The organism is Polaribacter butkevichii (genome assembly GCF_038024105.1).
GTDB lineage: Bacteria > Bacteroidota > Bacteroidia > Flavobacteriales > Flavobacteriaceae > Polaribacter > Polaribacter butkevichii.
This window is the reverse complement of the sequence record NZ_CP150661.1, coordinates 2,574,495-2,599,644: the sequence shown is the minus strand read 5'-3', so window position 1 is coordinate 2,599,644 and position 25,150 is coordinate 2,574,495. Positions and strand designations below refer to the sequence as shown.

Annotated in this window: 27 protein-coding genes; 22 read left to right on the top strand and 5 right to left on the bottom strand. The window is 29.3% G+C overall.

Features of this window, described 5'->3' with window-relative positions:
• Positions 1–27 precede the first annotated feature (27 nt).
• The 4 genes from WG951_RS11145 (at position 28) to WG951_RS11130 (ending at position 5,581) form a co-directional block, all read left to right on the top strand.
• Positions 28–1,890, top strand: a complete 1,863-nt coding sequence (locus WG951_RS11145; RefSeq protein WP_105049733.1) for an SLC13 family permease — start codon at positions 28–30, stop codon at positions 1,888–1,890.
• 249 nt (positions 1,891–2,139) lie between these two features.
• Positions 2,140–2,805, top strand: a complete 666-nt coding sequence (locus tag WG951_RS11140) for a succinate dehydrogenase cytochrome b subunit (protein ID WP_105049734.1) — start codon at positions 2,140–2,142, stop codon at positions 2,803–2,805.
• 12 nt (positions 2,806–2,817) lie between these two features.
• Positions 2,818–4,830: a fumarate reductase/succinate dehydrogenase flavoprotein subunit gene (locus tag WG951_RS11135; RefSeq protein WP_105049735.1), complete on the top strand. Its 2,013-nt coding sequence runs from the start codon at positions 2,818–2,820 to the stop codon at positions 4,828–4,830.
• 10 nt (positions 4,831–4,840) lie between these two features.
• Positions 4,841–5,581, top strand: coding sequence for a succinate dehydrogenase/fumarate reductase iron-sulfur subunit (locus WG951_RS11130; protein WP_105049736.1), 741 nt, complete (start codon positions 4,841–4,843; stop codon positions 5,579–5,581).
• Between the two features lie 156 nt (positions 5,582–5,737).
• On the opposite strand, the gene WG951_RS11125 is transcribed toward WG951_RS11130, so the two are convergent.
• On the bottom strand, positions 5,738–6,010 hold the full coding sequence (locus WG951_RS11125; RefSeq protein ID WP_105049737.1) for a helix-turn-helix domain-containing protein: 273 nt from the start codon (positions 6,008–6,010) through the stop codon (positions 5,738–5,740).
• Positions 6,011–6,336: 326 nt separating this feature from the next.
• Between WG951_RS11125 and WG951_RS11120 the strand changes: the two genes are divergently transcribed.
• The 12 genes from WG951_RS11120 (at position 6,337) to WG951_RS11065 (ending at position 17,398) form a co-directional block, all read left to right on the top strand.
• Complete coding sequence (locus tag WG951_RS11120; RefSeq protein WP_105049738.1) at positions 6,337–8,694, top strand: TonB-dependent receptor; 2,358 nt, start codon at positions 6,337–6,339, stop codon at positions 8,692–8,694.
• Between the two features lie 6 nt (positions 8,695–8,700).
• Complete coding sequence (locus tag WG951_RS11115) at positions 8,701–9,699, top strand: DUF4249 domain-containing protein (protein WP_105049739.1); 999 nt, start codon at positions 8,701–8,703, stop codon at positions 9,697–9,699.
• Positions 9,700–9,927: 228 nt separating this feature from the next.
• Entirely contained in the window at positions 9,928–10,119 is a 192-nt protein-coding gene (locus WG951_RS11110) for a hypothetical protein (RefSeq protein ID WP_146105291.1), read from the top strand.
• A gap of 107 nt (positions 10,120–10,226) precedes the next feature.
• Positions 10,227–10,445, top strand: a complete 219-nt coding sequence (locus WG951_RS11105) for a carboxypeptidase-like regulatory domain-containing protein (RefSeq protein ID WP_146105292.1) — start codon at positions 10,227–10,229, stop codon at positions 10,443–10,445.
• 282 nt (positions 10,446–10,727) lie between these two features.
• Positions 10,728–10,955 carry a hypothetical protein gene (locus tag WG951_RS11100; protein WP_105049741.1) on the top strand — a complete coding sequence of 76 codons (228 nt, stop codon included), beginning with the start codon at positions 10,728–10,730 and terminating at the stop codon, positions 10,953–10,955.
• A gap of 60 nt (positions 10,956–11,015) precedes the next feature.
• Positions 11,016–11,747, top strand: coding sequence for a GLPGLI family protein (locus tag WG951_RS11095; RefSeq protein WP_105049742.1), 732 nt, complete (start codon positions 11,016–11,018; stop codon positions 11,745–11,747).
• 33 nt (positions 11,748–11,780) lie between these two features.
• A complete protein-coding gene (locus tag WG951_RS11090) occupies positions 11,781–11,993 on the top strand; it encodes a hypothetical protein (protein ID WP_146105293.1) in 213 nt (70 codons plus the stop codon).
• Positions 11,994–12,048: 55 nt separating this feature from the next.
• Positions 12,049–12,771 carry a GLPGLI family protein gene (locus tag WG951_RS11085; RefSeq protein ID WP_105049744.1) on the top strand — a complete coding sequence of 241 codons (723 nt, stop codon included), beginning with the start codon at positions 12,049–12,051 and terminating at the stop codon, positions 12,769–12,771.
• Positions 12,772–12,840: 69 nt separating this feature from the next.
• Positions 12,841–13,569, top strand: coding sequence for a GLPGLI family protein (locus WG951_RS11080; protein WP_105049745.1), 729 nt, complete (start codon positions 12,841–12,843; stop codon positions 13,567–13,569).
• A gap of 7 nt (positions 13,570–13,576) precedes the next feature.
• Entirely contained in the window at positions 13,577–13,795 is a 219-nt protein-coding gene (locus tag WG951_RS11075) for a carboxypeptidase regulatory-like domain-containing protein (RefSeq protein WP_105049746.1), read from the top strand.
• 204 nt (positions 13,796–13,999) lie between these two features.
• The gene (locus tag WG951_RS11070; protein WP_105049747.1) at positions 14,000–14,737 is read left to right on the top strand and encodes a GLPGLI family protein; all 738 of its coding nucleotides are present in this window, start codon (positions 14,000–14,002) and stop codon (positions 14,735–14,737) included.
• 12 nt (positions 14,738–14,749) lie between these two features.
• On the top strand, positions 14,750–17,398 hold the full coding sequence (locus WG951_RS11065; protein ID WP_105049748.1) for a carboxypeptidase-like regulatory domain-containing protein: 2,649 nt from the start codon (positions 14,750–14,752) through the stop codon (positions 17,396–17,398).
• A gap of 262 nt (positions 17,399–17,660) precedes the next feature.
• Here the strand turns inward: WG951_RS11065 and WG951_RS11060 are convergent, their stop codons facing one another.
• Positions 17,661–18,296, bottom strand: coding sequence for a viroplasmin family protein (locus tag WG951_RS11060; RefSeq protein ID WP_105049749.1), 636 nt, complete (start codon positions 18,294–18,296; stop codon positions 17,661–17,663).
• Positions 18,289–18,861 (bottom strand): phosphoribosylglycinamide formyltransferase, encoded by a 573-nt coding sequence (locus tag WG951_RS11055; protein ID WP_105049750.1) that lies wholly within the window; start codon positions 18,859–18,861, stop codon positions 18,289–18,291. Before WG951_RS11055 ends, WG951_RS11060 begins: the two co-directional genes overlap by 8 nt.
• Positions 18,862–19,032: 171 nt before the next feature.
• On the opposite strand from WG951_RS11055, the gene WG951_RS11050 reads away from it, so the two are divergent.
• From WG951_RS11050 to WG951_RS11025, 6 genes are all read left to right on the top strand, one after another.
• The gene (locus WG951_RS11050) at positions 19,033–19,269 is read left to right on the top strand and encodes an acyl carrier protein (protein ID WP_004569249.1); all 237 of its coding nucleotides are present in this window, start codon (positions 19,033–19,035) and stop codon (positions 19,267–19,269) included.
• Positions 19,270–19,275: 6 nt separating this feature from the next.
• Positions 19,276–20,529 carry a beta-ketoacyl-ACP synthase II gene (gene fabF, locus WG951_RS11045; RefSeq protein WP_105049751.1) on the top strand — a complete coding sequence of 418 codons (1,254 nt, stop codon included), beginning with the start codon at positions 19,276–19,278 and terminating at the stop codon, positions 20,527–20,529.
• 6 nt (positions 20,530–20,535) lie between these two features.
• A complete protein-coding gene (gene rnc / locus WG951_RS11040) occupies positions 20,536–21,273 on the top strand; it encodes a ribonuclease III (protein ID WP_105049752.1) in 738 nt (245 codons plus the stop codon).
• A gap of 305 nt (positions 21,274–21,578) precedes the next feature.
• Entirely contained in the window at positions 21,579–22,049 is a 471-nt protein-coding gene (locus WG951_RS11035; RefSeq protein WP_105049753.1) for an IPExxxVDY family protein, read from the top strand.
• A 2-nt stretch (positions 22,050–22,051) separates the two neighbouring features.
• Complete coding sequence (pyk, locus tag WG951_RS11030) at positions 22,052–23,479, top strand: pyruvate kinase (RefSeq protein WP_105049754.1); 1,428 nt, start codon at positions 22,052–22,054, stop codon at positions 23,477–23,479.
• A gap of 246 nt (positions 23,480–23,725) precedes the next feature.
• Positions 23,726–24,196 carry a CBS domain-containing protein gene (locus WG951_RS11025; protein WP_105049755.1) on the top strand — a complete coding sequence of 157 codons (471 nt, stop codon included), beginning with the start codon at positions 23,726–23,728 and terminating at the stop codon, positions 24,194–24,196.
• A 6-nt stretch (positions 24,197–24,202) separates the two neighbouring features.
• Here WG951_RS11025 and WG951_RS11020 read toward each other — a convergent pair whose 3' ends face one another.
• Positions 24,203–24,553 (bottom strand): hypothetical protein, encoded by a 351-nt coding sequence (locus WG951_RS11020; protein ID WP_105049756.1) that lies wholly within the window; start codon positions 24,551–24,553, stop codon positions 24,203–24,205.
• The gene (locus WG951_RS11015; protein WP_105049757.1) at positions 24,543–25,085 is read right to left on the bottom strand and encodes a GNAT family N-acetyltransferase; all 543 of its coding nucleotides are present in this window, start codon (positions 25,083–25,085) and stop codon (positions 24,543–24,545) included. The genes WG951_RS11020 and WG951_RS11015 overlap by 11 nt, the downstream gene beginning before the upstream one ends.
• Between the last annotated feature and the right edge of the window lie 65 nt (positions 25,086–25,150).

Below are 25,150 nucleotides of genomic sequence, written 5' to 3'. Positions count from 1 at the left end.
AAATTTGCAGTTATTAATAATTAAACTATGACAACTACATTTATTATTTTAGCAATAACAATTATTCTTTTTGTTTCCGGAAAAATTAGGCCAGATATTGTAGCTATCACTAGTATGATGGCATTAAGTATGACGGGTGTTTTAACTGTTGGTGAAACATTTTCTGGATTTAGCAACTCAAGTATTATTTTAATTGCAGGTCTTTTTATTGTTGGAGAAGCAATGAGTAGAACCGGATTAACTTCTTGGTTGGGTAATAAAATTATTGTGCTATCAAAAAATAATTCAAATAAACTATTAGTCTTAATTATTATTGGTTCGGCTATTCTGTCTGCCTTTATGAGTAACACGGGTACAGTTGCATCTTTAATGCCTGTTATAATTGCTGCTTCTTGGAGGTTGAAAACACCTGCTTCAAAAATGTTAATTCCCTTGTCATTTGCAGCGGCAACTGGAGGGTTGTTAACCCTTACAGGTACACCTACAAATATTGTAACAAACCAAGCAATGATAGATGCAGGTATTCCTGAATTTGGCTTTTTTGAATTTGCTTATATAGGAGTTCCTTTATTGTTTTTAACAGTAATTTATATGCGTTATTTGGGTACAAAGTTATTACCAAGTAATAAATCTAGAAGGTTAGAAGATATTGATGAATCAATACAAAGTATAGAAGATTCATATCAATTATTTGAAGGGTTTTGGAGGGTAAGAATTAGACCAAACTCTTCAGCTGTTGGAAAAACGATGAAAGAATTAAAGTTAGGATCCTTAATGGGGGTAACTATTATAAAAATGATTTCTAAAGAAGATATTACAACTTCTTTTCTTAAAAAAGTAGGTTTCAAAAAAAGTGATTTAGATGAGTTTCCAGATTTAAATAGACAAATGAATATTGGTGATGAACTAATTGTAAATTGTAGTGAAAATCGTATTCATAGATTTATTGATAAGTATAATGTAGCTGCAACTAGATTAACTGATGTTGATGGAGAATTTATCAAACAAAATGTACTTTCGGATGAGATTGGAATGTGCGAATTGATTATTGCACCAAAATCTAGTTATAAAGGTAGGCATATTAATACCGGTAGGTTTGGAAAAAAATACAACTTGCAAGTTATTGCGGTAAGTAGATATAATAAAAGAATTAGAGGTAGAGAATTTGATTTGCGAGAAGGCGATGTTATTTTGGTAAGAGCAAAATGGGAAGACATTAAAGCAATTCAAGAAGAAAGTAGAGATTTCTTAATTATTGGTTCTCCAGAAGAACTCTCTAAAGAAGTAGGAACAATAACAAGAAAAGGTATTATCTCTATTTTGGCGATGATATTTATGGTATGCATGTTTATTTGGGGGCCTTATTCGTCATCAATTACAGTAATGTTAACTGCTTTTATTATGATTGCCGGTGGTTGTATTAATATGAATCAATCTTATAGATCTATTAATTGGAATGTGATTATAATAATGGCAGGTATGATACCGATGGGGGTTGCACTTCAAAAAACCGGAGGCGCAAAATTTATTGCAGATTCTATGATTTTATTAGTGGGAGAAAAACATCCCACTTATTTCTTAGCAGGTATCTTCTTAATTACTTCTTTTTTAAGTCAGGTAATGAGTAATACTGCAACGGCCATTTTAATGGCGCCAATTGTTTTGGTAGCATCTTTAGAGTTAGGGTATTCTCCACATCCATTTATGATGGCATTAGCTGTTAGTGCGTCTACGGCTTTTTTAACACCTTTTGGTACGCCAACAAATACAATGGTAATGAATGCAGGTAATTATAAGTTTACAGATTATTTAAAAAGTGGTGCTATTTTACTTTTAATGTTTTTTATAGTAAGCATTGTGTTGATACCTATAATTTGGCCATATAGTTAAAGCACTATTAAAAGGGATTTTATTTTAACTCTTTTTTTGGTTTACCAATTTAATAAAAGATATAATTTGTCATTATTTTTTAATAAATATTAATATGTAAGAATCTGTTGTTTAGTGTTTTAAGGTGAATTTATTTTCTTTATTAAAACGATTCTAAATAACTAAAAAATAACCATTTTATTTCAATAAAGAATATGTAAATGGTACATTTGTAAAACAACAATTATAACTTAATTATACATTTATACAATGAGCGGATTTTTCAAATCTTCAGTTGGAAGAAAGATAGCCATGGCGCTTTCTGCATTCTTCCTCATGTTTTTCTTAATTATACATTTAGCGGTTAATGTTACTTCACTTTTTAGTGAAGAGCTCTTTAATCAATTATCTCATTTTATGGGTACAAATCCTTTAATACAATTTGCTTTGCAGCCTGTATTAATTTTTGGAGTTGTTTTTCATTTTGTAATGGGGTTTGTATTAGAATTGAAAAACAAAAAAGCAAACGGAGTTGCCTATGTTAAAAACAATGGAGCAGCTAATTCTACATGGATGAGTAGAAACATGATTTATAGTGGATTGGCTATTTTAGCTTTTATTGCACTACATTTTATTGATTTCTGGATTCCAGAATTAAACCACAAATACGTTGCTGTGTTGCCAGAAGTTCCAACAAGATATTTTCATGAATTACAAGAAAAATTTATTCCAATCTGGCGAGTAGCTGCTTATGTAGTAGCATTTGTTTTCTTAGGATTGCATTTAGCACACGGTTTTACATCTGCTTTTCAATCGATGGGAGTTACCGCAGGAAGAAAAAAAGCATTACAAAATTTTGGTAAAATCTATTCAGTAGTTATTCCTTTAGGATTTATCATTATTGCATTGTTTCATCATTTTAATCATAACCATTAATCTTAAATAACTATGGCTTTAGATTCAAAAGTACCAGAAGGTCCAATTAAAGATAAGTGGACAATTTATAAAGACAAAATTAATCTTGTAAACCCAGCAAACAAACGTAATATAGATATTATAGTTGTTGGTACAGGTTTAGCAGGTGGTTCTGCAGCGGCAACGTTAGCAGAATTAGGATATAACGTAAAAGCATTTGCTTATCAAGATTCTCCACGTAGAGCGCATTCTATTGCAGCACAAGGAGGTATTAATGCAGCAAAAAACTATCAAGGAGATGGAGATTCTAATTACAGATTATTTTACGATACTGTAAAAGGAGGAGATTACCGTTCTCGTGAAGCAAACGTACACCGTTTAGCAGAAGTATCTGGTAATATTATAGATCAATGTGTTGCACAAGGAGTTCCTTTTGCACGTGATTATGGTGGTTTGTTAGACAATCGTTCTTTTGGTGGGGTTTTAGTTTCTAGAACTTTTTACGCAAAAGGACAAACAGGGCAACAATTATTATTAGGATGTTATTCTGCAATGAATCGTCAAATTGCTCGTGGTAAAATTGAGATGTTCAATCGTCATGAAATGTTAGACGTTGTAAAAATAGATGGTAAAGCAAGAGGTATTATTGCACGTAATTTAATTACCGGAGAAATAGAACGTCACTCTGCACATGCTGTTGTAATTGCAACAGGAGGTTACGGTAACGTTTATTTCTTATCTACCAATGCAATGGGGTCTAATGCTACAGCAGCATGGAAAATTCATAAAAAAGGAGCCTTTTTTGCAAATCCTTGTTTTACACAAATTCACCCAACGTGTATTCCTCGTTCAGGAGATTATCAGTCTAAATTAACATTAATGTCTGAATCTTTACGTAATGATGGTAGAATTTGGGTTCCAGCAAGAATAGAAGATGCAAAATTAATACAGCAAGGTAAATTAAAACCTACAGAGATTGCTGAAGAAAATAGAGATTATTACTTAGAACGTCGTTACCCTGCCTTTGGTAACTTAGTACCACGTGATGTTGCTTCTAGAGCAGCAAAAGAACGTTGTGATGCTGGTTACGGAGTAAATGCAACAGGAGAAGCGGTGTATTTAGATTTTGCTTCTGCTTTTGAACGTTATGGTAAAGAGCAAGCTAAAATACATGGTATTAAAAATCCTTCTAAGGAAAAAATTAAAGAATTAGGTCAAGCAATTATAGAACAGAAATATGGAAACTTATTTCAGATGTATGAAAAAATCATCGCTGAAAATCCGTATGAAACTCCAATGATGATTTATCCTGCAACCCACTATACAATGGGTGGTGTTTGGGTAGATTATAACTTAATGACTACTGTAGAAGGTTTATATTGTATTGGAGAAGCAAATTTCTCTGATCATGGTGCAAACAGACTTGGTGCTTCTGCCTTAATGCAAGGTTTAGCAGATGGTTACTTTGTATTGCCTTATACTATTGGTGATTATTTATCTAATGACATTAGAACAGGTGCAATACCTACAGATACCAAAGAGTTTGATGACGCAGAAAAAGAAGTAACAGATAGAATTAATTTCTTCCTTAACAATAAAGGAACAAAATCTGTAGATCATTTTCATAAGCGTTTAGGTAAAGTAATGTGGGATAAAGTAGGAATGTCTCGTAACGAAAAAGATTTAAAAGCTGCAATGGCAGAAATTAAAGCAATTCGTGAAGAATTCTGGAAAGATGTTATGGTGCCTGGAGCAGCTAATGAAATGAATGTTGAACTAGAAAAAGCAGGTCGTGTAGCAGACTTCTTAGAATTAGGAGAGTTGTTTGCAAAAGATGCTTTAATAAGAAATGAGTCTTGTGGTGGACACTTTAGAGAAGAATCTGTAGAGTTAGATGGCGAGCAAAAAGGAGAAGCAAAACGTAATGATAAAGATTTCGCTTTTGTATCTGCCTGGGAATATAAAGGAGAACCTGCAGACGCAGTTTTACACAAAGAACAATTAGAATTTAAAGATATAGAACTTAAACAACGTTCATACAAATAATAAAGACATTATGAATTTAACACTTAAAATTTGGAGACAAAAAGACGCTGGTTCAGAGGGTCAAATGGTAGACTATAAAGTGACTGATATTTCAGAGCATATGTCTTTCTTAGAAATGCTGGATGTTTTAAATGAACAATTAGTAAACGCAGGTGAACAACCCGTTGCTTTTGATCATGATTGTCGTGAAGGTATTTGCGGAATGTGTTCTTTATATATTAATGGAGAAGCTCACGGACCTGATAGAGGTATTACTACTTGTCAGTTACACATGCGTATGTTTAAAGATGGAGAAACTATTACAATAGAGCCATTTAGAGCATCAGCATTTCCGGTAATAAAAGATTTAATTGTAGATAGAATGGCTTTTGAGCGTATTCAACAAGCAGGTGGTTACATTTCTGTAAACACTTCTGGTAATACCCAAGATGCCAACTCACTGCCTATTTCTAAACACGCAGCAGATGAGGCTATGGATGCCGCAGCTTGTATTGGTTGTGGTGCTTGTGTAGCAACATGTAAAAACTCTTCTGCAATGTTATTTGTGGGTGCAAAAGTATCTCAGTATGCTTTATTACCACAAGGACAAATAGAGGCTGCAGATCGTGTAAAAAACATGGTTGCACAAATGGATTTAGAAGGTTTTGGTAACTGTACAAATACAGGTGCCTGTGAGGTAGAATGCCCTAAAGGAATTTCTTTAGACAACATTGCAAGAATGAATAGAGAATTGATGAAGGCTAATTTATAATTTGTCATTGCGAACGATAGTGAAGCAATCTGTTTAATAATAAGAATGAATTGTCATTTCGAGTTTTTACGAAGCAATCTTAAAGTAAATTAATAAATATAAAAACCCAAAACTAAACATAGTTTTGGGTTTTTACTTTTTGTTTGTAATCTACAATTAGTCTTTATAATCTTTAAAAAACTCCTTTGGAGAAATAGCTAATTTATTTAAAATAAGTAATAAGCGTTCTACATCTAACTTTGTGTGTCCTTTAATAACCTTAAAATAACCATTTTCTGTTAAGCCTAAATGAAGTGCCATTTCATAACGGCTTATACCAACTTGTTTTCTTTTTTCTTCTAAATTGTTTAATATAATCTTGTAAGTATCTTTTATTCTTTCTCTTTCTCTTTCTCTTTCTCTTTCTCTTTCTCTTTCTCTTTCTCTCATTAATTTTTTCTTTTTCGATGTAAAAATAAGTAAAATTAGTATTTAAAATATTTCCATTTTGGCATACCTGAAAACAGTGAGGTTCTTATACCCTATAATTGGGTATGCTATAATGGAAAGTGATTTTTTAGGTGTAATAAAAAATGTTTTCGATCTTTGAAGTGCGAAGGAAAAGCTATGAAAAAGAAAACTATTTCGCAAGTTCTTAATCTGAGATTTTCAATTTTTTATTAAATATTATTGAAAAACTTCATTTTAAAAAATGATTAAAACTCCTTAGTAAAAACAAACTAAGGGTTTTTTATAGCATTTAAAAACATTGTGAAATGAAAAAATATATATTCTTTTTTTTGCTATTTAGTAGTACCTTATTTTCTCAAAACCATACTGTTTACGGTGTTGTTTCTGACGCACAAAGTGGAGAAAGGTTAATTGGAGCTACTATATTTATACCAAAAACCAATGTTTATACAACATCAAACTCTTATGGTTTCTATTCTTTAGAACTTCCAAAAGGAGAAAGCACTATAAAAGTATCATATCTTGGATATAAAACATATGCAAATACCTTAATTATTTCTCAAAATTTTTTATTAAATATCGATTTAACAGAAGAATCAAAAAGTTTAAATGAAATTTTAATTAATGCCAAGAGAAAAAATGATATTACAAATTCTGAACCAGGTACTCATATTTTAAATTTAGATAAAATAAAACAAATTCCTGCTGTAGCAGGTGAAGTTGATATTTTAAAAGGCCTCCAATTATTACCAGGAGTACAAACATCACATGAAGGCACTACAAACTTATCTATAAGAGGAGGGTCTCACGATCAAAACTTATTTTTATTAGATGATGCACCCATATATAATCCATCTCACGCTCTCGGTTTCTTTTCTGTCTTTAATACAGATGCTATTAAAAACGTAAAGTTATATAAATCATACATACCTTCTCAATTTGGCGGAAGATTATCTTCTGTTGTAGATGTTAGAATGAAAGAAGGTAACAATAAAGAGCAAAAAGTAAGCGGAGGAATTGGTTTAATTGCAAGTAGATTAACCTTAGAAGCACCTATTGTAAAAGAAAAATCGTCTTTTATAGTATCTTCTAGATACAGTTATGCAGGTAGTATAGTAAATGCTATTGGAAGTGGACTTTCTCGGCTAGGAGCAAAAAGTTATAGAGATTTTAATCCAAATAAAGAGGTTAGTTTTTTTGATATTAATACAAAAGTAAACCTAGAATTAGATGATAAAAATCATTTATATTTCTCAGCTTATGCTGGTAGAGATCATTTTTTTTATAGTGAAATAGATGATAGTAGTAGTATGGATTGGGGAAACGTAATTGGAAACTTACGTTGGAATCATATTTTTAACTCTAACTTATTTGCCAACACAATGTTGGTTTATAGTAAATATGATTACTCCTATATTTTAAGAGATGATATAAGAGAATTTAAATGGTTGGCAGATATGAAAGAATTTGACTTTAAGTCAAATTTTGATTATTATTTAAATTCTTCAAACCATATAAAATTTGGTTTTTCATTAGAAAATCATTTTTATAATCCAGGAAAACTAGAGCCAAGAAATAGTGAGTCCATTACAAAACCTTTTGAACTAGAAAGTAAAAAATCTTTAATAGCGAGTATTTATATAAATAATACTCAAAAAATAACTAATAAATTAAAATTTAATTATGGATTTAGATATTCAAGTTTTTTTCTTTTAGGGAAAGCAAGTGTAAATGAATACGATGATGATTTTGATATTGTTACTACAAAACAATATCAAAAAGGAGAATTGGTTAAGTTTTACCATAGTTTAGAACCACGCATATCAGTAAATTATTTATTAAACAATAGACAATCAATAAAAACCTCATATACCAGAACTACACAATATCAACATCTTATTAGTAATTCTACAGTAGGTTTACCAACAGATGTTTGGATTCCTTCAGATAGCTATATAAAACCGCAAACCGCAAACCAATATTCTTTAGGATATTACATGAATACAAAGGATAATAAATATAATTTTTTTACAGAAATATATTGTAAAAAAATGTACAATATTATTGATTATAAAGATAATGCAGACTTATTTTTAAACCCAAATATTGAAACACAAGTATTGTCTGGAGAGGGAGAATCTTATGGAATAGAGTTTTTATTAGAAAAAAAGAAAGGTCAATTTAAGGGCTGGTTAAGTTATGCTTTATCTAATACAGAAAAAACAATTGAAGGAATTAATAATAATAATTCTTACTCTGTAACGTATAATAAAAAACATAATTTTTCAGCTACTTTATTTTATAATTTAACAAAAAGATTTAGTGTCTCTTCTATTTTTAAGTTTACATCTGGCGGATTTATAACTGTTCCGGAAGGAGTTTTTAATCATTATGGCGCTTCTTTTAGTTATTATTCAGATAGAAATGGCTACCAATTACCTGCATATCATCGATTAGATGTTTCTGCTACTTTAAAATCTAAAAGAAAAGAGTATAGAAAAAGGGAAGGAGAATGGTCTTTTGGTATTTATAACTTATATAATAGAAAAAATATATTCTCTTTATTTATTAAACAGAATCCACAAGATTTAGGTGAAAGTAAAGCATACAAAATGTTTTTGTATGGCGCTTCGCCTTATCTAAGTTATAATTTTAAATTTTAATTATAAATGAAAAGATTTGCCTTGTATATCATGTTAATTATAACACTTTATAGTTGTGTTGAAGAGATTGATTTAAACCTTGATAAAGAAACGCCAAAACTTGTAATAGAGGGTTTGGTAGAAAGTACAGATGGTCCACATTTTGTAAGATTAACTGAAAGTAATGCAGGTATTCTATCTACTTATTCAGAAATGTATCCCAATTTAATAACGTTAAACCCTGTTTTAGATGCTTTAGTAATTCTCTCAGATGATTTTGGGCAAATAGATACCCTTAAAGCAATACAGGCAGATAGAGAAGAATATTTTTTTGATGAATCTTTAAATGCTACTGTAAAACAGATTAAAGATGAGAAAGGTAATGTTATAGAAACTATTTATTTGAATGATATTCTTAATTATCACATAGGTGGCTTTTACAAAACCTCCAACTTCATTGGAGTTCCTGGGCGCACTTATACGCTAGAAGTTATTACAGAAGAAGGTAAAAGCTATACAGCATCAGACCATATGTATGTGTCTGCTAAAATAGATTCTATAGGTTTTGAAAAAAAAGTTTCGGACAAGGATGGGCAAGAAGGTTTGGTTCCTTTACTATATTTTAAAGACCCACAAGAAAATGTTTTAAATCAATATTTATTTCAATTACAAAATGAAGAATATTTTAGAACAGGTTCGAGTGATATTTGGGAGTTTTCAATTTTTTCAGATAAAAATACAGAGCCAACGGTAAACGGACTAAACCTTGATGATGGTGCAGAGTTAAAGGGTTTTAATTTTTTTATCCATGGTTTTCGAGAAGAGTTATACTTTAAAATGAATAGTCTGTCACCAAAGGCATATAATTATTATGAAGCACTTCTAAATCAATTTGACCAAGATGGCGGAGTTTATCATCCTGCACCTTCTTCACCACCAACAAATATAAGTAATGGAGGGTTAGGGTTTTTTAGAACCTCTGCAATTACAGAAATCACAGTTTCTACAGGCATTTTTAATCAGTAATTAAACTCGAAAAATTAATATATATGATAAAAACTAAATAAAAATAGAGTTCTTATTGTAATCGGTTGTTTTTAAAAAGTGCATAAAAACAAGTATAAGAGCTTAGCAGAAAATGGCACAAAAAAGTGAGTTTGTCTAAAACTAAAAGGAATATAAATTTTCGACATTCAATCCTAATAGATTTACAATAGCAAACCCACCCAATTACTAATTACAAAATTAAATAGAATGAAAAGATTAATATACAAAAAAATGTATTTATTTATAATGTTGGCAGTTTTTAGCTTTATGAGTTGCCAAGAGCAAGAAGTAGATATTGAGGGACCTGTTAGTTTAACAAAGGAATTAGAAAAAACAGAAACAATTTATAGTGAAGGTGATACTAAATTGAAAATAAAAATTTTGGAGAGAAAATTGTGATAAAAGAGCCAAAAGGAGGTAAACGTGTTAGTTTTGAAGAATATTCGAAAGAAATAAAAACTGCTAAAAAAAGAATATTTGGTAATTAGAATAAGTATTTAAACTTTATGAAAAACAAACTCCTATTTCTATTATTGTTTAGTATTACAACTTTTTGTTTTTCGCAAAAAGTAACCCTTTCAGGTACTGTAAAAGACAGTTTACAAAACCCAATGCCATATGCAAATGTAATTGTAAAACCCAAAGATGTTTCTAAAAACCTACAATTTGCTATTACAGATAATGAAGGTTATTATAAGTTGTTATTAGAAAAAGGAGATTCGTAACTATTCTGAGTATTTATAACTAAATAATTAGTTATAACTAATTATTTAGTTGTATTTGAGTTAAGAAATATAAAAATGAAACGATTGTCATTTCGAAATGAGCTTTTTTAGCGATTGAGAAATCTAATTTTATCTGTCATTCTGAATGAGGAACGAAGAGGAATCTGAAAAGTAAGCCTTTTTCTATAAGTTTTTAGAGAATTTTAAACTTGTTAACTCATATAAAGCTCTAAATATTTTTAAATCAATTAACCTAAAAAAATAGGTTACAAATTTTATATTATGAAAAAATTAATTTTAGCAATGGTTTTTGTTTTTGCAACAGAAACTATGATGAATGCATCTACAGAAAGTTCTATTAACAATTTATATGTTGGACCTGCGGAAGATTGTGCAGGACAATCTTTAAATACGTACAATTTTTTAGAAGCTTTTACGGGCGATTGGGAATTAGCTTTTGAAATTTCTGAAGCACAATTAACAGAATGTTTAGACGGTGCAGGATATTAATTATTAAATTTATAATGCATTGAGTGATATGTTCTCAATGCATTTTTTTAAAATATAGAAATGAAGAGAATTATAATTTTAATCTTATTATTTAGTAATATATATTCTTTGAAGAGTCAATCAAGTTCTGGAAATGTAGAATATAAATCTAAAATAGATGGATCATACATTAAGAATGATTTAATTAATAAGGAAAAGGATGAAAATTTAAAAAATACTTTAATTTTTTTAAACTCAAGTTTAAAAAACAATCAAAATAAATTTGTTTTTACTTTGAACTTTAATAGAAATGAATCTGTATATTTTATGAATAAAATATTAAATATTGATAATGATAGACAAATGAAATATGCAATCATTATGAATGGTGGAAATAAAACATTTTATCAGGATATTAAAAATCATAATGTAATTTATAAAACAAATGTATTTGGAGAAGAATTTAATGTAAGAAGCTCCTTATACTCTATAAAATGGGAACTTACAAGAGAGGAAAAGAAAATAGGTAATTATAAATGCTATAAAGCAACCACATTTTTGAATAAAAAAACAAAGATAGAAGCTTGGTATAGTCCTGAGATACCTTTTAGTTTTGGCCCAAAAGGATTTGGTGGTTTACCAGGTTTGATAATAGAACTTAAAGAGAATAATATTATTTATTATGCGAACAAAATCACCCTTAATAAAGAAAAAGAATTTGCAATAGAATTTCCTGAAAAAGAAAAAATAATTTCTAAAGAAAAATTCGATAGTATTGGGAAAAGCGCAAAATATAAAATGTCAAATTACTAGCATAGTTCTTAATGTTTTTTTGCAACAAGAACTATGATGAATGCGAATACTTCAAATGAGATAATAACTACACCTGCAATTAAAACGGTTGAAATAGTTGAAGATTTTGGTTGTGCAAGTGATTGTGTTAGAAGTGCCAGAGCAACAATTTTAGAGGCCTCAGAAACACTAGGTGAAGACCCTAATGACCATATGGATGATTATATGCTAGAATATGGATATTGTTATTACAATAATTGTGGTTAGTAAATATTAATCAATAACCTTTCCAAAGTTTTTGGAAAGGTTTAAAAACTGAAGAATGAAATACACGACTATTAAAACAATAATTATATTTTTATTGAGCCTTAATGTTTATTCTCAAAATAATTCTGGTATTGTAAAATATGAAGTTAGTTTAAATTTTACACTAGAAGATATTGTTACAGAAGAAAAAAAACAAAAGAAAGAATTAAGAACAATGCGTAAGATAATTTCAGAATCTAAAAACTCTGAAGTTGTACTTAAATTTGAGTCGACAAAATCTTTTTCTTCTGTTTCTAAACGCATGAAAATAAATGAAGAAAAAACCGGAACGGACTTCGTTTATTCTAGAGCGGGAAGAGATAAAAAATTTATTACAAACTTAATCACAAACTCTAACGAGATGCAAGAATGCAAAGTTTTAGAAAAGTGCTATTTAATTCAGCAACCAAGTTTAGAGTGGCAACTTACCCAAGAAACTAAACTTATTGGAAGTTATTTATGTTATAAAGCCATAAATATTTCATCAAAAAATAAAAAGAAAAAACCAATTGCCTGGTATACAACTACAATATCAGCAAGTTTTGGTCCAAAACAATATTTTGGTTTGCCAGGATTAATTTTAGAACTAGAAGAAGCTGCAGTAATTTTTAAAGCTAAAGAGATTACTTTAAACCCAAAAGATAAAATAGTTTTTGATACCCTTAAAGGTATTAAGATTAACAAAGAAGCTTACAATAAAAAAGTAAAAGAAGCATATTCAGATTTTTATAAAATTTAGTTTTTTTATAATTGAAACCTTTCATTTTATAAATCGTTTTTAATAGTAAAGTTGTATAAATTAATTGACATGAAAAATTTTATAACCCTTATAATTTGTTGTTTTTCAATAACGGTTTTTTCTCAGAAAATAAGTGGTAAAGTTACTTATGTGGTTTCTATGGAATCATTTTCAAAAGAAAAAATAGATTCCATATCTAAAAAATTGAAGTCAAAAAAAGTAAAAATGGACAAATGGATGCGAGATGTTTTTCAAAACACACCCAATGTAAATGCCTATTTAGAGTTTTCTAATGATGAGTCTTTATATTACGTAGAGGATAAAATGCAAAATGATGGAAAACCCATTTTTAATGTAAATAGAACTTTTGCTGGAGGAGATAATAGATATTACAAAAACACAAAAACGAATGAGTATTTTAATGAAAGTAGCACTTTTGGAGAATTATTCTTAATAGAAATTAATTCTAAAAAGTGGAAAATAACACAAGAATCTAAAAAGATTGGTAGATATCTATGTTTTAAAGCAATTGATATTGAATCAACCAGCAAAAAAATGAAACCTGTAGTTTGGTTTACACCAGAATTACCTGTTAGTTTTGGTCCTTTAAAGTATAATGGTTTACCTGGTTTGGTGCTTTTAGTAGAACTGTCTAAAAGAACTATTAGTGCATCAGAAATAATTATAAACCCTAAAAAAGAAATTGTAATTAAAAAACCTACAAAAGGTAAAAAAATGACAGCAGAAGAGTCTAGAAAAAGAGGAGAAGCGTTTTGGAAAAGTATTAAAAAACAATAAACATCCTATGAAAAACAAACTCTTATTTCTATTATTGTTTAGTATCACAACTTTTTGTTTTTCGCAAAAAGTAACCCTTTCAGGTTCTGTAAAAGATAGTTTACAAAATCCATTATCTTATGCAAATGTAATCGCAAAACCCAAAGATGTTTCTAAAAACTTACAATTTGCCATAACAGATAACGAAGGCTATTATAAGTTGCTTTTAGAAAAAGGAGATTCGTAACTATTCTGAGTACTTATAACTAAATAGTTAGTTCAAACTAATTATTTAGTTATATTTGAATTAAGAAATATAAAAAAGAAACGATTGTCATTTCGAAATGAGCTTTTTTAGCGATTGAGAAATCTCATTGATGTGTAAACCTTTTTCTACAAGTTTTTTAGAGAATTTTAAACTTGTTGAGTCATTTAAAGTTCTAAATAAATTATGAATAAAATATTAATAATACCTTTTGTGTTGCTCTTTTTTTTTAATACTAACTCACAAAATTCTAGAGGAATAATTGAATACGGAAAAAAATCTAAAACGCAAGTTTTTTCTAAAACAGACTCAATACGGGCAAAAGAAAACCCAGAGAAACATAACCGATTTCAAAACATGAGGGAAATAATTGCTGAAGGAGAAAAAAAATTAAGTTTTAAACTAAAAGTAGATAAGAATATTGGGTCTTTTACAATGAAACCATTATTAGAATCTGAAGATAATAAAAAACAATTAGGTCCAGGCCCATATGATAAAGGAGTGTATTATAATAAAGATGAACGTATTTTACAATTAAATGCTTTTGGAGAATTGTTTTTAATTACAAAACCTAAGTTGAATTGGAAAATACAAAAAGAAAGAAAAAAAATTGGAGAATACGACTGTTTTAAAGCTACAACAGAAGTCATTGTAAATACTAAAGGGAGAAAGCAATTAATTACTGCTTGGTTTACTCCTAAAATACCAATTTCTTTTGGTCCTTTAGGATATGATGGTTTACCTGGTTTAATTTTAGAATTAGAAGTTCATAAGAAAATTTATTATGTAAAAAAAATTACGTTAAACCCTAAAGAAGAAATAAAAATAGAAAAACCAACTAAAGGAATTAAGGTCACTGAAAAGGAATATCAGGAAATGGCATCATCTACAATGCAAAAATTTAAAAAAAGTAAAGGGTATTAATTTTTACAGTCTATGAAAAACAATCTCTTATTTCTATTATTGTTTAGTATCACAACTTTTTGTTTTTCACAAAAAGTAACCCTTTCAGGTTCTGTAAAAGATAGTTTACAAAATCCATTATCTTATGCAAATGTAATCGCAAAACCCAAAGATGTTTCTAAAAACTTACAATTTGCCATAACAGATAACGAAGGCTATTATAAGTTGCTTTTAGAAAAAGGAGACACCATAACAATTAGTATTTCTTATTTAGGATATAAACCTATAGAATATCAATTTATAGCCTTAAAAACCACTAAAAAAGACTTTGTATTACAACAATCTTCAGAGCAATTAGATGAAGTGGTTATAGAAATGCCAGTTACTGTACGTGGAGATACCACTATATATAAAACAGATAAATTTATAAACGGAACAGAACGTAAACTAAAAAATGTTTTAAAAAAATTACCTGGAGTAGAAGTAAGTAAAAACGGAACAGTTACCGTGCAGGGTAAAAAAGTAACCAAAATGTTGGTAGATGGTAAAAAGTTTTTTGGTGGTAATTCTAAATTGGCAGTAGAAAACATTCCTGCAAATGCTGTTGGTAATATAGAAGTAATCGATAATTATAACGAAGTTTCATTTTTAAAAGGGTTAACAGATTCTGATGAAATGGCAATGAACATCAAACTAAAAGAAGATAAAAAACGCTTTCTTTTTGGTGATGTAGAAGCAGGTAAAGGCAACAAAGAGTTTTATAAAACCAGCGCAAATTTGTTTTATTATTCACCCAAAACCAATGTCAATTTTATAGGAAACATTAATAATATAGGCGAAAAAACATTTACGTTTAGAGATTATATGAGTTTTTCTGGCGGTATGAATGCTATATTTAGTGGTAATTTTAAATGGAAAGGTGGCGATTTTTCTCAGTTTTTAGAAAGTAGAGATTTGCAGACAAGTAGCCAAAAATTTGGAGCTTTAAACATTACAAAAACGGCAACTTCAAAGTTAGATATTGCTGGTTATGCTATTTTTTCGAATACAAATACCAGTAGTTTTGTAGAAAACCAAAACGAATACACCACGTTTACAGAACAAAGAACTAATAAAACAGCTACAGATAACTTGTTAGGCATTGGAAACCTAAATATAGAGTACACACCAAATAATAGAGAAAAATGGTATGCAAGAACCCAAGTAAAAAGGACCAATAACACCAAAATAAATACAGTTGCTTCCTTAATAAATGCCAATACCAATACTATTGCTACAGATAGAGATTTAACAGCAACGTACATCAACCAAAATATAGAATGGCACAAAAGACAAAATGATAAACACACGTTTTCATCCATTTTTAATTATGTATTTGATAAAAGTGATAAAACAAACTATTGGCAAACACAAGATGCTATTTTACAAGGTTTAATTCCTGCAGATACAGATCAAGATTTGTTAAGAATTCATCAACTTAAAAATACCAAAGAACAAAATATTGATGCAGTTTTTAAACACTTTTGGGAAATTAACAACAGCAACCATATTTACACAACGTTGGGAAATAAATTTTTAAACGAAGATTTTGTTAGTGATGATTTTCAGAAGTTAGATAACGGCACCACAAATAATTTTTCTTCGGATGATTTTGGCAACGATTTAAATTTAAAGCTAAACGATTTCTTTGTAGGAATGCATTATAAATTTAGAGCAGGAATTTTTACTTTAAAACAAGGAGTTGAATTACACAATTATAAATGGAAATTAGATAAACAAACCCATTTAGAAAACAACAAATGGATTGTTTTACCAGATTTTTTAGCAAAAATTGAGTTTAATAAATCCAAAAAAATTACCATTAATTACAATTTAAAAACGTCTTTTTCTGATGTAGATAAATTTGCCAATCGTTTTTATTTACAATCGTATAATTCGGTTTTTAAAGGAAATGAAACGCTAGAAAATAACTTGTATCACGCAGCGCGTATTTATTACAGCCGTTTTAGTTTGTATAGAGGTTTAATGCTTTTTGCAAACTTAAATTATAGTAAACAAATAAAAGGTGTTAGAAATACAGTAGATTTTAATGATGTTAACCAGTTTTTAACCGTAAAAATGTTCGACAATCCGTCTGAAGATCTTCATGGAAATATACATTTAGAAAAAAGTATTAAAAATATAAAATATAAGTTTGATGTTGGTTTTAGTAACAATAAGTACTTACAAGAATTAAACGGAAATACCCAAACCAATAAAAATAATGGTTATAATTACGAAGTAGGTTTCGAAACCTTGTTTGATAATTTTCCAACAATAGAAGTTGGTGTAAGTAGAGATATTGGTAAATTTATTTCTAGTAATACTACTTCAAAATTTATAACCACAGAACCTTTTGTAACCGTAGATTATGATTTTTTAAAAGGCTTTATTTTTAATTTTGATTATAAGTTAAGCAACTATCAGAATAAAACATTAGGGCAAAAAAATGTGTACGAAATTGCAAATACCACTTTGTCTTATAAAAAGGAAGATGCTGCTTGGTCTTATAAAATAAGTGTCCAAAATATGTTTAATACACAGTTTAAACAAAGCAATAGTTTTTCAGATTATTTAATATCAGATAGTAAAACCTTTATTTTACCTAGAATAATCATGTTTAGTATTGGGTATAATTTGTAGTTTATTTTCATACAGTTTTATCATTTCGACGATAGGAAAAATCACATAATGCTATTCAGTTTTGTGTTATCACTGTTATGAGACTTCTCAATACTTCGAAGTGACAAGTAGTATGTATTAATAAGAATTTTTATGTTTTCTATTGGATATAACTCATAGATTTTTTAAATTCTGATAACTGATAACTGATAACTGATAACTGATAACTGATAACTGATAACTGATAACTGATAACTGATAACTGATAACTGATAACTGATAACTATTTCCTTCCAAAATCTGCAGGAATTTCTCCCCAAGCTTTGGTTTCCCATTTCAAAATAGGATTTTTATATGTGTTTTCTTTCAGCCATTTTTCGGCTCTTTTTATCAAGTCTAATAAATCTTTGTTAGAAGCATCAAAATGCATGTTGGTTTTACATCTTTTCTGTTTTACCCAACTCATGGCAATCTTAGAATCAGAATAAATAGGAATATGCTCTTTGTTCTTACTCTTTAAAAGCGCAATTCCGTGTACTAAAGCTAAAAATTCGCCAATATTATTGGTTCCCTTAGCAAAAGGACCTTTTATAAAAATTTGTTTCTTATTATGTGTTAAAACACCTCTGTATTCCATTTTTCCAGGATTTCCAGAGCAAGCAGCGTCTACAGAAATACTTTCTAAAATAGGTCTCCCTAATTTTTCTTTTTCTGCGGATGATAAAGTTGGTTTTTTAGTGTCTTTACCAACGTAATCTGCATAGTTTTTGGTAGCCGCAATTTCGGCTTCGTTTAAATCGGCAAAAGATTTGTATTGTGCGCCTTCAAAACCATCAATTTGTTTTTTACAGACTTTCCAAGAAGTAAAAACACCTTTTCTACGTCCGTTCCAAACAACATAAAACTTTTTTTTACTCATTTATAGTTAAAATTACATCTTCAATAACTCTTGGAAAGTAACGTTGTTCTAAAATATGAATCTTTTCTGCGATTTTTTCTGGTGTATCTTCACTTAAAAGAGCTGTTTTTTCTTGAAAAATGATAGCTCCTTCATCATAATTGGCATTTACGTAGTGAATAGTGATGCCAGTTTCTGTTTCTTTATTTTCTTTTACAGCTTTATGAACGTTCATTCCGTACATCCCTTTTCCTCCATATTTTGGCAATAAAGCAGGGTGAATATTGATGATTTTATTAGGAAAAGCATCAATAATTTTTGTTGGAATTTTCCATAAAAAACCAGCCAAAATAATATAATCTGCTTGCTCTTTTAAGAGATTTAGAATTTCATCCGTAGTAAAAAAAGCTTCTTTTTTAAAATGTAAACATTTGATGTCTAAATTTTTACATCTATCAAAAACTTTGGCATGTTCATTGTTACATAATACGGTAGTAACCTTAGCGGTTTTAGTATGATTAAAAAATTTAATAATGTTTTCGGCGTTCGTTCCAGAACCAGATGCAAAAATAACAATACGTTTCATAACTTCATTTCTAGGCTACAAAAAAAAGAATAATTATTAACAATTAGATTGTTTTAAGTGAAGATTAAATATTTTTCTTTACTTTTAAGAATCATTTTTACGGCAAAAATTAGTTTTAATTGTTAAGATTCGTATTTTTGCCACGATTAAAATTTTAAAAAACACAAAATTATGTCAGACATTGCATCAAGAGTAAAAGCTATTATCGTAGACAAATTAGGAGTAGACGATAACGAAGTAACAACAGAAGCTAGCTTCACAAACGATTTAGGAGCAGATTCTTTGGATACTGTTGAGTTAATTATGGAATTCGAAAAAGAATTCGATATTCAAATTCCAGACGATCAAGCTGAAAACATCGGAACAGTAGGTCAAGCAGTTAGCTATATTGAAGAAGCAAAAAAGTAAATTTATATGCAATTAAAACGAGTTGTAGTCACTGGACTTGGCGCACTAACGCCAATTGGTAATAATATTGAAGAATATTGGAATGCTTTAGTTAACGGAGTTAGCGGTGCAGCGCCTATTAAAGGTTTTGATGCTGCCAAGTTCAAAACTCGTTTTGCATGTGAATTAAAGAACTTTGAAGTTACGGACTTTATCAATAGAAAAGACGCCCGTAAAATGGATAGGTTTACGCAGTATGCAATGGTAGCTTCTGATGAAGCAATTGCAGATGCAAGCCTAGACTTAGAAAAAATTAACAAATTACGCGTAGGTGTAATTTGGGGAGCCGGAATTGGAGGTTTAGAAACTTTTCAAAACGAAGCCATAAATTTTGGAGCAGGAGATGGCACACCAAGATTTAATCCTTTCTTTATCCCAAAAATGATTGCAGATATTGCACCAGGAAACATTTCTATTAAGAATGGATTTATGGGGCCAAATTATACTACAGTTTCTGCATGTGCATCATCAGCTAACGCAATGATAGATGCTTTAAATTATATTCGATTAGGTACTTGTGATGTTATTGTAACTGGTGGCTCTGAAGCTGCAGTTGTAATTTCTGGTGTGGGTGGTTTTAATGCTATGCACGCTTTATCTACAAGAAACGAAAGCCCAGAAACAGCTTCTAGACCTTTTGATGCAGAACGTGATGGTTTTGTGTTAGGTGAGGGAGCAGGTGCTATTGTACTAGAAGAATATGAACATGCCAAAGCTAGAGGAGCAAAAATTTATGCAGAGGTTATTGGAGGCGGTATGTCTTCTGATGCTTATCATATGACAGCACCACATCCAGAAGGAGTTGGTGTAATTGCTGTAATGAAAAATTGTTTAGAAAATTCAGGAATTAATCCAGAAGATGTAGACCATATTAACACACATGGTACTTCTACACCTTTAGGTGATGTTGCAGAATTAAAAGCAATTTCTGAGGTTTTTGGTGAACATGCTAAAAACATCAATATTAATTCTACAAAATCAATGACAGGTCACCTGTTAGGTGCTGCAGGAGCTATTGAATCTATTGCTGCTATTTTGGCAATGAAACATAGTATTGTACCACCAACAATTAACCATGTTAATGTAGATGAAAACATCAATCCAGAATTAAACTTAACTTTAAATAAAGCTCAAAAGCGCGATATTAAAGTCGCTATGAGTAATACGTTTGGTTTTGGTGGTCATAATGCATGTGTTGCATTTAGAAAATTAGATGAATAATACTCTATGAATTTTATTCGTAAAATAGTAAAGCCTCGCAATGAAGAGGACGCACAATTATATAACGAATTAAAAAAATTACTCAACTTTTCACCAAGAAGTATTAATAAATACAAAAAAGCATTTACACATAGATCTGTGCAAATGCTAGACAGTAAAGGAATACCAATTAATTATGAACGCTTAGAGTTTTTAGGTGATTCTATTTTAGGTTCTGTAATTGCTGCCTATTTGTATAAAAAAGTTCCTACAGGAAGTGAAGGTTACCTTACGCAGATGCGCTCTAAAATAGTAAGTAGAGAGCATTTAAATGAATTAGGTAAAGATTTAGACTTAATACGATTTGTAAAAAGTAATATAGATCAAGCTAACGTTGGTGATAATATTCATGGTAATATTTTTGAAGCATTAGTAGGTGCTATTTATTTAGATAAAAACTACAATACCTGTCAGAAATTTATTTACGAAAATGTAATTGTTCCTTACGTTGATATAGAAAAACTAGAAGGAAAAATAACCAGTTACAAAGGTCTTATTATAGAGTGGTGTCAGAAACAAAAGAAGAAATATACTTTTGATACTTACGAAGATTCTGGTAACGAGGCTATTAAGCATTTTAGTGTAAAGGTTAGTATAGATGGCGAGCAAATAGCCAAAGGTAGAGCCACTTCTAAGAAAAAAGCAGAAGAACAAGCAGCTAAAAGAGTATATTTTGCTTTTCAGGAAGAGATTTCTTTGGGGTAAATAGCTAAGGTTTTTGTGTATTACATACTTGTAAAACCCTAAATCTGCATATATAATTAAAATAATTTTTTTGGTTTGATTCTTATGCTTATTTAGAGTACTTTTTTATAAGAAATCACAAAAAAAATAACGTTATTTTAGAAGCTGAAATAATTTTTTAAGAAGCAAAAAATAGAACGTACTTATTCTTTCAAGAATGCATTAATTTAAAGTAACAACGATAACGTTTTCGTTAAATTAACACTAAAATTCGTAAACAATTAGTAATTTAGCTAACTCATAGAAACGAGTATTAGTTATAATTTATGCAGGTACACGCTTTAGAAATGGACGATTTTTTTGAAGAAGAATATTCTTTAATAGGCATCCATTCTACCTTAGAAGATTATAAACTTGCCTACTTATTAAATAAAAACCTAAACGCAAGGTTTTATAAAGCAAAAGAAGATTTAGAGTTTGTTAGAGAAAAAAAGAAATCCTCTTTTTCTATTTATAAATATAAAAATATAGAATTCGATTTCGATTGTTTTTTAATAGCAAATAGTTATAAAGGAGAAAATCAAACAGCGTCTAATCAATTATTACTAACATTAGAAACAAAAACATATTTAATTCCAGAAAAGAAAAAAGTAGATTTCTTTTTAAAAATTTGTGGAGTATCAGAAGATGAATTTGTTTTGAAAACGATAAATAGAATTAAAAGTATTGACAATGTAATTACGGCATATTCAATAGATAAAAACACCTTAAAGTCTAAAGACTTTTTAATATTTTAAACATGAAAAACTACAAAAAAACAAAAATAGTTGCAACCTTAGGTCCAGCAATAGATACCAAAGAAAAAATGAAAGAATTGGCCGTTGCTGGTGTCAATGTCTTTAGAATTAATTTTTCTCATGCAAATTACGATATCGTAAAACAAAACGTACAAAGAATTAGAGAAATTAATGAAGAAGAAGGATTTAACGTAGCCATTTTAGCAGATTTACAAGGACCAAAACTTCGTGTAGGAGTAATGGAAGAAAATGTAGTTTTAAAAGATGGAGACTTATTTACTTTTACTACAGAGAAATGTGTTGGTAACAAGAACAAAGCATTTATGACGTACCAACGTTTTCCTAAAGATGTAAAAGTTGGTGAACAAATTATGGTGGATGATGGTAAATTATTATTTGAAGTAGTTTCTACAGATAAAGATAAAGCCGTTGTTGTAAAAGTAATTGTTGGTGGACCTTTACATTCTAAAAAAGGAGTAAACCTACCTAACACTGCTATTTCTTTACCAGCGTTAACAGAAAAAGATAAAGAAGATGCTATTTTTGCCTTAGGTTTAAATATAGATTGGATGGCGCTTTCTTTTGTAAGAACCCCAGAAGATTTAAGAATGTTACGCGATTTAATCGATGAACATTCAGATTATAGAGTACCTGTAATTGCTAAAATAGAAAAACCAGAAGCAGTTGCAAATATAGATGCTTTAATTCCTTATTGTGATGGATTAATGGTTGCCCGTGGAGATTTAGGAGTAGAAATACCTATGCAAGATGTGCCATTAATTCAGAAAAAATTAGTGAGACGTGCTAAGAGAGCAAGAATTCCTGTAATTATTGCAACGCAAATGATGGAAACAATGATTGACAATCCTGTGCCAACAAGAGCAGAAGTTAATGATGTTGCAAACTCTATTATGGATGGTGCAGATGCAGTAATGTTATCTGGAGAAACATCTGTAGGGAAACACCCATTAAGAGTAATTCAAAAAATGTCTGAAATCATTAGAGCTGTAGAGAACTCTAACATGATTAAAGTACCACACGAAGCACCACATATTAGAACAAACAGATTTATAACAAAATCAGTTTGTCATCACGCAGCATTAATGGCAAATGATATTGATGCAACCGCAATTTCTACATTAACAAATAGTGGGTATACTGCATTTCAAATTTCTGCATGGAGACCACAAGCTAAAATTTTAGCATTTTCATCAGAAAGAAGAATTTTAGGAAAACTAAATTTACTTTGGGGTGTAAAAGCTTTTTATTACGATAAAAACTTAAGTACAGATGATACAGTTGTAGATATTAATAAAATATCTAAAGAAAAAGGCTTTGTTAAAGAAGGAGATTTAATGATTAACCTTACTTCTATGCCAGTAGAAGCTAAAGGTATGGTAAATACCTTAAGAGTTTCTGAAATAGACTAAATACAAGTCTTTAAGAATATTTAAAAAGCATCTTGATTTTGTCAAGATGCTTTTTTTTGTGTGAAAATAAAGTTTTTAATGTTGTATCTATTTAAAAAAAATACAGAAAGAAGAATAATAATTGTTTTTAAATGATTATTTGATAAATAAGATTCTTTATTTATAAGAAATTAAAAAAAAATGAATGTAAATGTTGCATAAAACAGAAAAAACAGTACATTTAAAAGAACTAAAAACGAAACTATTATGGCAATTAAAAGCTTTCAAGGAAAAAGAGACGTAAGTCAAGGAAAAGAAGAGTCACAAATTTTAGTATCTGATTATATGACAACAAAATTGGTAACTTTTAAAGCTGAAGACACTTTAGACCATGTAATTAACCAATTAATTACTTATAAAATTTCTGGAGGACCGGTTGTGAACGATAAGAATGAATTGATTGGTATTATTTCTGAAACTGATTGTATTAAACATATTTCTGAAAGTAAATATTACAATATGCCTTCTGATACAAATAATACTGTAGGTAAATATATGGTTACAGGTGTAGATACGATTGATAAAGACATGAATATTTTTGATGCTGCTTTTAAATTTATTACCTCGCACAGAAGAAGATTTCCTGTTGTAGAAAACGGAAAATTAATAGGACAACTTAGTCAAAAAGATGTTTTAAAGGCTGCGATAAGTGTAAAAGGTAATACTTGGAATAGTTAAACTGTATTATTCTTTTCTGATCAATAAAAAGGTTTCATTTTCTAAAGCCAAATAACCTTCATTGTAAATATAAAAATAAGTATTACCTGTTTTTGTTTTATAAATAGAGGTAAAAAACTGAAAGTCGAAACCTTTATCATATAATTTGGTTCTAGTTACTTTTGTTTTTCCGGAAGTATTTAATTCTGATAAAATTTTATAGTTTTTTCTAAGACGATTATTAATATTTCTGATAAGGTTTTTACTGTCTTTATTAACACGATTGTTATAAGCATTTCTGCAATAATCAGAACAAAATTTCTTATCAATTCTACCCTTTACTATTTCATCACACTCTAAACACTTTCTACTTTCCATAATTTATTTTTTTTAGTTCATACCAATTTACTTGCTTATTACCTTCTTTAAATTCATTAACAAATTGCAAACCAATTTTTTGTAAAATCTTATTAGAACCAATATTTCTTGTTTCTGCAGCTCCATAAATAATATTATAACTCATGGTTTTAAAACCATAATCTAAACAGGTAATTGCAGATTCTAATCCATACCCTTTTTTCCAATATTTAGGAATAAATCGATAGCCAATATCAATAAAATCTTGGTAACCATTTAAACTTTCTTTTTTACCTTTATTTAGTTTTAATCCAGACCAACCTATAAAATTACCCGATTTTTTTTCTATAACAGCAAACCTTCCAATACCATTTTCTTGGTATTGCCTCCTAACAAAAGCAATATTTTTTTCTGCCTCTGCTTTGGTTTTAATGGTATTATTTCCTAAATATTTATGTACCTCTGGGTTAGAATCTAATTCAAACATACCTTCTAAATCAGTTATTCTAAGGTCTCTAAGAATTAATCTTTTTGTTTGTAATTGAAATTTCATAGAGTAAATATACTTAAAAAATATCCGTTTACAAACGACTACAAGTAATTACAACAGAAAGTAAT

Excerpts from the sequence above, each read along its gene's own strand:
- WG951_RS11145 (WP_105049733.1), top strand. The coding sequence starts at position 28 with ATGACAACTACATTTATTATTTTAGCAATAACAATTATTCTTTTTGTT.
- WG951_RS11140 (WP_105049734.1), top strand. The coding sequence starts at position 2,140 with ATGAGCGGATTTTTCAAATCTTCAGTTGGAAGAAAGATAGCCATGGCG.
- WG951_RS11135 (WP_105049735.1), top strand. The coding sequence starts at position 2,818 with ATGGCTTTAGATTCAAAAGTACCAGAAGGTCCAATTAAAGATAAGTGG.
- WG951_RS11130 (WP_105049736.1), top strand. The coding sequence starts at position 4,841 with ATGAATTTAACACTTAAAATTTGGAGACAAAAAGACGCTGGTTCAGAG.
- WG951_RS11125 (WP_105049737.1), bottom strand. The coding sequence starts at position 6,010 with ATGAGAGAAAGAGAAAGAGAAAGAGAAAGAGAAAGAGAAAGAGAAAGA.
- WG951_RS11120 (WP_105049738.1), top strand. The coding sequence starts at position 6,337 with ATGAAAAAATATATATTCTTTTTTTTGCTATTTAGTAGTACCTTATTT.
- WG951_RS11115 (WP_105049739.1), top strand. The coding sequence starts at position 8,701 with ATGAAAAGATTTGCCTTGTATATCATGTTAATTATAACACTTTATAGT.
- WG951_RS11110 (WP_146105291.1), top strand. The coding sequence starts at position 9,928 with ATGAAAAGATTAATATACAAAAAAATGTATTTATTTATAATGTTGGCA.
- WG951_RS11105 (WP_146105292.1), top strand. The coding sequence starts at position 10,227 with ATGAAAAACAAACTCCTATTTCTATTATTGTTTAGTATTACAACTTTT.
- WG951_RS11100 (WP_105049741.1), top strand. The coding sequence starts at position 10,728 with ATGAAAAAATTAATTTTAGCAATGGTTTTTGTTTTTGCAACAGAAACT.
- WG951_RS11095 (WP_105049742.1), top strand. The coding sequence starts at position 11,016 with ATGAAGAGAATTATAATTTTAATCTTATTATTTAGTAATATATATTCT.
- WG951_RS11090 (WP_146105293.1), top strand. The coding sequence starts at position 11,781 with ATGATGAATGCGAATACTTCAAATGAGATAATAACTACACCTGCAATT.
- WG951_RS11085 (WP_105049744.1), top strand. The coding sequence starts at position 12,049 with ATGAAATACACGACTATTAAAACAATAATTATATTTTTATTGAGCCTT.
- WG951_RS11080 (WP_105049745.1), top strand. The coding sequence starts at position 12,841 with ATGAAAAATTTTATAACCCTTATAATTTGTTGTTTTTCAATAACGGTT.
- WG951_RS11075 (WP_105049746.1), top strand. The coding sequence starts at position 13,577 with ATGAAAAACAAACTCTTATTTCTATTATTGTTTAGTATCACAACTTTT.
- WG951_RS11070 (WP_105049747.1), top strand. The coding sequence starts at position 14,000 with ATGAATAAAATATTAATAATACCTTTTGTGTTGCTCTTTTTTTTTAAT.
- WG951_RS11065 (WP_105049748.1), top strand. The coding sequence starts at position 14,750 with ATGAAAAACAATCTCTTATTTCTATTATTGTTTAGTATCACAACTTTT.
- WG951_RS11060 (WP_105049749.1), bottom strand. The coding sequence starts at position 18,296 with ATGAGTAAAAAAAAGTTTTATGTTGTTTGGAACGGACGTAGAAAAGGT.
- WG951_RS11055 (WP_105049750.1), bottom strand. The coding sequence starts at position 18,861 with ATGAAACGTATTGTTATTTTTGCATCTGGTTCTGGAACGAACGCCGAA.
- WG951_RS11050 (WP_004569249.1), top strand. The coding sequence starts at position 19,033 with ATGTCAGACATTGCATCAAGAGTAAAAGCTATTATCGTAGACAAATTA.
- fabF (WP_105049751.1), top strand. The coding sequence starts at position 19,276 with ATGCAATTAAAACGAGTTGTAGTCACTGGACTTGGCGCACTAACGCCA.
- rnc (WP_105049752.1), top strand. The coding sequence starts at position 20,536 with ATGAATTTTATTCGTAAAATAGTAAAGCCTCGCAATGAAGAGGACGCA.
- WG951_RS11035 (WP_105049753.1), top strand. The coding sequence starts at position 21,579 with ATGCAGGTACACGCTTTAGAAATGGACGATTTTTTTGAAGAAGAATAT.
- pyk (WP_105049754.1), top strand. The coding sequence starts at position 22,052 with ATGAAAAACTACAAAAAAACAAAAATAGTTGCAACCTTAGGTCCAGCA.
- WG951_RS11025 (WP_105049755.1), top strand. The coding sequence starts at position 23,726 with ATGGCAATTAAAAGCTTTCAAGGAAAAAGAGACGTAAGTCAAGGAAAA.
- WG951_RS11020 (WP_105049756.1), bottom strand. The coding sequence starts at position 24,553 with ATGGAAAGTAGAAAGTGTTTAGAGTGTGATGAAATAGTAAAGGGTAGA.
- WG951_RS11015 (WP_105049757.1), bottom strand. The coding sequence starts at position 25,085 with ATGAAATTTCAATTACAAACAAAAAGATTAATTCTTAGAGACCTTAGA.